General features: G+C 67.9%; 6 protein-coding genes. 1 reads left to right on the forward strand and 5 read right to left on the reverse strand.

The genetic code is table 11. The features are described 5' to 3' along the window. The 4 genes from AC1DOC_RS16120 to AC1DOC_RS16135 form a co-directional block, all read right to left on the reverse strand. Positions 1 to 708 (reverse strand): acyl-CoA dehydrogenase family protein (locus AC1DOC_RS16120; protein WP_478130076.1); only part of this gene is annotated, 708 nt, incomplete at its 3' end. 3 nt (positions 709 to 711) lie between these two features. Then, on the reverse strand, positions 712 to 1,872 hold the full coding sequence (locus AC1DOC_RS16125) for an acyl-CoA dehydrogenase family protein (protein ID WP_478130077.1): 1,161 nt from the start codon (positions 1,870 to 1,872) through the stop codon (positions 712 to 714). Positions 1,873 to 1,902: 30 nt separating this feature from the next. After that, complete coding sequence (locus AC1DOC_RS16130; protein ID WP_018907167.1) at positions 1,903 to 2,838, reverse strand: flavin reductase; 936 nt, start codon at positions 2,836 to 2,838, stop codon at positions 1,903 to 1,905. A gap of 25 nt (positions 2,839 to 2,863) precedes the next feature. Next, positions 2,864 to 3,955, reverse strand: a complete 1,092-nt coding sequence (locus tag AC1DOC_RS16135) for an LLM class flavin-dependent oxidoreductase (protein ID WP_018907168.1) — start codon at positions 3,953 to 3,955, stop codon at positions 2,864 to 2,866. Between the two features lie 102 nt (positions 3,956 to 4,057). Here AC1DOC_RS16135 and AC1DOC_RS16140 point away from each other — a divergent pair, with 102 nt between their 5' ends. Further along, positions 4,058 to 4,966, forward strand: a complete 909-nt coding sequence (locus AC1DOC_RS16140; RefSeq protein ID WP_478083594.1) for a LysR family transcriptional regulator — start codon at positions 4,058 to 4,060, stop codon at positions 4,964 to 4,966. A gap of 67 nt (positions 4,967 to 5,033) precedes the next feature. Here AC1DOC_RS16140 and AC1DOC_RS16145 read toward each other — a convergent pair. Next, a partial coding sequence (locus tag AC1DOC_RS16145) for a hypothetical protein (RefSeq protein WP_478130078.1) occupies positions 5,034 to 5,880 on the reverse strand: 847 nt, incomplete at its 5' end.

Consider the following 5,880-nt stretch of genomic DNA (forward strand, 5'->3'; position numbering starts at 1 on the left):
CTGGCGGATCAGCGTGGCCAGCGCGGCCACCGTGTCGGCGGCGGTCAACAGCAAGGCGGCGTCGGTCGCCTTGGCGCGCGCCGCGCGCACGGCAGCGCCGCGTGCGATGCAGGCGCCCTCGGGCACCGCGAGCCGTTCCAGCGCGAAGTCGGCGCCCAGGCGGCCTTCCATCGTCCGGTAGCGGACCTTCGGCGGGCCGATGCGCTCGGCATCGACCAGGAAGAGCGCCTCGTCGCCATCGTCCAGCTGCGCGGGCACGAGGTAGTGCGTGGCGGGCAGCGTCAGGTCGACGCCCTGCACCGCGCCGCTCAGCGCGTAGCCGATGTCCAGGTGCCGGGCCGTGATGGCGGGGTCCTCGGGCGTGGCGGACAGCGCGGTCATCGGCGCGATCCGCGCGCTGCCCTCGGCCACCGCCTCCAGCCAGCGACGGGCCGTCTCGGCGCCGGCCGCCTGCAGCAGCAGCGGCACGACGGCACAGGTCTCGACCACCGGCAGCTGCAGGCCGTGCGTGGCCAGCCCCTCGACGATGGAAGCGAGGTCGCTCAGGCTGCCGCCGACGCCGCCGGCCTCCTCGGACACGAGGGTCGCGGTCCAGCCCAGCTCGCGCACGGGGTCGCCCTGGATCTGCTGCGCGATGTGGTCCTCGGCATAGCGGCTGGCTGCGTCCAGCAGCATGCCGGGAAAGAGCGATGGAAATGAAGTGGACATGGCTCAGGCTCCCAGCAATTCGTTGGCGACCACGTTGCGCTGCACCTCGGAGGTGCCGCCGGCGATGGTGCGGGCGCGCGTGAACATGTAGTTCTGGATCCAGGTGGCGTCGGGCACGTCCTCCCCGGCCTCGGCGAGGAAGCGGTGCGCCGCGTCGGGGCCGACCGCATCGAGGGCAATGGTCGTCAGGCGCTGCGCCACGTCGGCGCAGGTCATCTTGATGACCGAAGGCTGCACGCCCAGCGGAYGCTGGTGGATCAGGTCGTCGGTGGCCTCGGCCATCATCACGCGGGCTCCCTTCACGTCGGCCTCGCACAGCAGCAGCTTGTGGTGCAGGCCGCTGAAGTCGCGCCGGCCCGCGGCGGCCCGGCTCGCATCCTCGACCAGCCGCGTGACCTGCCGGCGCATGAGCTCCAGCCGCGCGACGTTGGCCGGTGGCAGGCGCTCGCGCTCGAGCAGGAACTTGGCGCAGGTCCAGCCCTTGCCGACCTCGCCGACGAGGTTGTCGGCGCGCACGCGCACCTCGTCGAAGAAGACCTCATTCAGGTGGTGCCAGCCGTCGATGGTCTTGATCGGGCGCACGGTGATGCCCGGCGTGTCCATGGGCACCAGCAGCAGCGAGATGCCTTCCTGCTTCTTCGCTTCCTTCGAAGTGCGCACCAGCATGTAGATCATGCTGGCCTCGTGGGCATGCGAGGTCCAGATCTTCTGGCCGTTGACGATCCACTCGCCGCCCTCCAGCCGTGCGCTGGTGGACAGCGAGGCCAGGTCGGAGCCCGAGCCGGGCTCCGAATAGCCCTGGCACCACCAGTCGGAGYCGTCGAGGATGCGCGGCAGGAAGCGGGCCTTCTGCTCGGGCGTGCCGAAGCGGATGATCACCGGGCCGATGTGGCCCAGCCCATGGTGGTAGAGCGGCGGACAGTCGTTCTCGGCCATCACCTCCTCGAAGATCAGGCGCTGGCGGATGTCCCACCCGGTGCCGCCCGCTTCGCGTGGCCAGCTCGGCGCGCCCCAGCCGCGGGCATTCAGGATCTGCTGCCAAGCCTGGTATTCGCGCTTGGTGATCTTCTGGCCGGCCGCGACCACGGCGCGGATCTCGGGCAGGCAGGCGTCGCGCGCGAACGCTTCGAGTTCGCGCCGGAAGCCGGCGTAGTCGATGGACATCTTGTCTCCTGTTGGAAATTGGAAAAGGGCTCAGCCCTTGCGCAGCTGCGTGATCAGTTCGTCCAGCGCGGCGGCGGCGCCCTCGGGGTCGCGCCGGCGCAGCGCGTGCGCGACCTTGCGGCGCAGCGGAAAGAGATCCGGCCGCGGACGCACCGAGAGCACGTGCGTCATGCGTTCGCGCAGCACGCTGGTCATGGTCTGCGCCATCAGCGTCAGCGCCTCGTTGTGGCCGGCGGCCGCGATCGACGAGAAGAAGGCGCTCGCCGAGGCGATGCGCTCCTTCAGCGGTGCGTCGTCGGGGTGCCCCTCGATGGCGTCGGCGGCTTGGTGCACCGCGTCCAGCTCGGTCTCGGTGGCGCGCTCGCTCGCCAGCCGCAGCAGGGTGCCGTAGAGCGTGCGGTAGGCCTCGTCGATGTCGGCGTCTCCGAGCCGCCCTTCCACGACCAGCTTGCGCAGCGACTCGGCCAGCATCATGTAGGCGCCCTTGTAGAACACCAGCGCCTGGTCGGGCACGCCGGCGCCCAGGTGCCGGACCTCGCCGATGAAGATGGTGTGGTCACCGGCCTCGTGGGCGGCATGCATGCGGCATTCGAAGCTGGCCAGGCAATCGTCGATCAGCGGCATGCCGAGCCGGCCCGCGCGCCAGGCCACGCCATCGAACTTGTCCTCGATCTTGCTGGAGGCAAAGCGGCCCGACAGCGCGTCCTGCTGCTGCGAGAGGATGTTGATGACGAAGCCGTCGGCGGCCTGGAAGGTCGGCAGCAGCCGGCTCGCATTGCGCAGGCTGAACAGCACGAGTGGCGGGTCGAGCGACACCGAGCTGAACGAATTGCAGGTGAGGCCCGCCGGCTGGCGGTCCGGCGTGCAGGTGGTGATGACGGCCACGCCGGTCGGAAAGCATCCGAGCAGCTGGCGCAGCTGCGCGGGCTCGATGGCGGGGCGGATCCCTTCGGCGGCTTCGGACATGGCGTCGGTCTCCTGGCGGCCGGGCTCAGGCCGCGGCGAGTTCGGGCCGCGCCGCGGGACGGTGCGGTGGATCGTTGGCGATCTCCTGCTGCACCGCCGGGATGATGACCTTGCCCCAGGTCTCGAGCTGGCGCAGCATCGTCTTGTGGTCGAAGTCGCCCATCTGCGTCTGGAAGCAGTAGTGCACCGGCTTGAGCGTGCGGATCTCGTTGACCACGCGCTCGATCACCGTGTCGACGCTGCCCACGGGCAGCAGCGCGCGCATCTCGTCCAGGCTCGGCTCGCCCTCGACGATGCCTTCCTCGACCTGGTAGTCGTCGGCGATCTGCGCGGTGCGGCGCTTCAGGCTCACGGCAATGCGGCGCTGGTAGCGCGCGCACTCCAGGTAGCGCTCCACCTCGTCCTTGTCGTTGCTGGCGTAGGCCGCGCGCAGCAGGCCGACCTGCACGCCGGCCGGGTCCTTGCCCTCGGCCGCGGCCACCTGGTCGATCAGCGCGCGGGTGGCGGCCAGCTTCTCCAGCCCGCCGTCGCCGCCCGAGACGAACACATGGTGGCCGGACTTCACGGCGCGCGACAGGAAGGCCGGGTCGACGCTGGTGATCCACATCGGCGGCGTGGGTCGCTGCACCGCGCGCTGGCTGATGGCGCTCATCGGCTGGCGGTAGTACTCGCCCTCGTAGCTGAACTTGGGCTGCGTGAGGCCGGCCTCCAGCATGTCGAGCATCTCGAAGGTGCGGCCTTTGGCGGATTCGAGCGACACGCCGAAGCGCTCGAATTCGAAGTGCTGGTAGCCCGAGCCGATGCCGAGGTTCAGCCGGCCGTCGGACAGCTGGTCGACCATCGCCACGTCCGCGATCAGCCGCGCCGGCGTGTACAGCGGCGCGACCACGATGCCGGTGCCCAGCCGGATGTTGCGGGTAACCGCGGCGCAGTGCGCGATCATGGTCAGCGGCGAGGAGCACAGGCCGTAGTTGCTGAAGTGGTGCTCGGCGTACCATGCGGCACCAAAACCCAGTTCGTCCGCCAGGCGAGTCTGCTCGACGGCGTCGCGCAGGATCTGGTGGGAGGTTTTGTGCTTGTTCCGCTGCTGCATCAGAATGAAGATTCCGAAATCCATCGCTGTGACTCCTGGTTGGCTGGTTTTGATTGAGGTCCATCGTAGGAACTCGGGGGCCCTGCGGATCACCAGCGAACGCACACCTTCTTTGCGTCTTTCGAAATGAAGGCGCTCGATTCGCTGCGCATCTTCGTGGCCACCCAGAAGAAGGGCAGCCTCTCGGCGGCGGCCCGCAGCCTCAGCCTGTCGCCGGCCACCATCTCGCGGCGCATCAGCGCGCTGGAAGAGGAACTGGGCGTGCAGCTGGTGGACCGCACCAGCCGCAACCTCAAGGTGACCGAGGCGGGCCAAGCCTTCCTGGAGCGGGCCGAGGCGGTGCTGGAACTCATGAGCGAGGCCGAGCAGGTGGTGCACAACGCGCGCCAGCGGCCCGAGGGCCGGCTGCGCGTGCATTCGCGCACCCACATCGGCCTGCGCGTGCTGGCGCCGCTGCTGCCGCGCTTCGCGGAGCTGTATCCGGACATCCGCGTCGAGCTCGAGCTCTCCGAGCATCCGGTCAACCTGGTGGAGCACGACTTCGACGTCGACATCCGCACCGGCGAATCCACCGATTCGGGCTTCGTCATCAAGCGGCTGCTGTCGAGCGACGAGGTGCTGGTGGCCAGCCCGGCCTTCGTGAAGACCTACTCGCGCATCCGGCATCCGAGCGACCTGCCCCAGGTGCGCTGCCTCACCTACCGGCGCGAGCGCGAGATCATCACCTGGAAGTACATCGACGAGGCGGGCGAGCAGCAGGAGCTGGTGATCCAGGGCGTGCTGAGCGCCAACAACGGCGAGCTGCTGCGCCTGGCCGCGATCGGCGGCATGGGCGTGGCGCTGCTGTCGGAAGCCACCGTGCGCGGCGACCTGCAGGCCGGCACGCTGGTGCGGCTCTTGCCCAACTACCGCTTTGCGGTGCGGGCTTTTTCCAACGGCGTCTTCGCCGTGTTCCGGCAAAGCCGCGTGCTGCCGCTGAAGGTGCGTGCCTTCGTCGACTACGTGGCTGATGCGCTTCGAAGCGAGAAGCGCTAAGTGTCAGCTTGCTGGCCGCGACGCACCGGCGATCGGTATGGCAGATCAAGCTGCCCTCGCACTCGGGTTAGGGACTAACGGGCGCCAATGTCCTAACCCAGCGCTCGAACGCCGCGCTTTCGAACGTATGCACACCGCCTGGCGCCTTCGAGATGATGGTCTTGGACTTCAAGTTGTTGAGCGAATACTGCACGTCGGACGGCGCGAGCGAAGGAACGCCGAGAGCTTTGGCAAGCTTCGCAAGCGCGGCCTTTCCGAATGGTTTGGCATGCGGGTCGTTGACGAAGAGCAAAAGGAGCTGGCGCTGCATCGCATCGAGCGACGCCCAGGTTCCTTCGTGGTTTTCCTCCTTGTCCTGCTCTGCCTTTTCGGTTGCCACTGCGCGCTCGAAGGTGAGCGACGGGTCCATGAGCATGGCCACGACCACCGAGAGAAATGGCTCGGGCTGCTGGTGGAATTCTTGGAAGGCCGTCCATCCTGCGGCGACGTCCAGGGTTCGCCCGCTGGCGACCTGGAACTTCTTTGCGACGAATTCGACCAGTTCTCTGCCAAGCAGCGGGAACTCTTGAACAGTGGCGCCCACCGAGAAGAGTGGCGCGGTGCTGTTGGAGAAGACGTTGGCGAGCTGCGTGCGCGATGAGCCGGTGAATACGACTCGCAGCTTGTCGCTGTTCTTGGTGATGGCGGTGCGCAGTGCCATTGCCATCAGCTCATTCTCTTTGTTTCGTGCGAGTTCCTGAGCTTCATCGACCAAGAGCAGAAGCTTCTTCTTGGAAACGAGCTTGACAACGAGTTCTTCGATACGCAGGGCGAGTTCAGTGGCTTCCTTTTTCGCGTCGCCCAACTCAACCTCGATGGCGCCCTTCAACTCACCCGCGCTGCCAGATGCCTTGACCTTCTTGACCGGCTCATGC

This window comes from Variovorax sp. 01T439_2 (genome assembly GCF_056398445.1).

Excerpts from the sequence above, each read along its gene's own strand:
- AC1DOC_RS16135 (WP_018907168.1), bottom strand. The coding sequence starts at position 3,955 with ATGGATTTCGGAATCTTCATTCTGATGCAGCAGCGGAACAAGCACAAA.
- AC1DOC_RS16140 (WP_478083594.1), top strand. The coding sequence starts at position 4,058 with ATGAAGGCGCTCGATTCGCTGCGCATCTTCGTGGCCACCCAGAAGAAG.
- AC1DOC_RS16130 (WP_018907167.1), bottom strand. The coding sequence starts at position 2,838 with ATGTCCGAAGCCGCCGAAGGGATCCGCCCCGCCATCGAGCCCGCGCAG.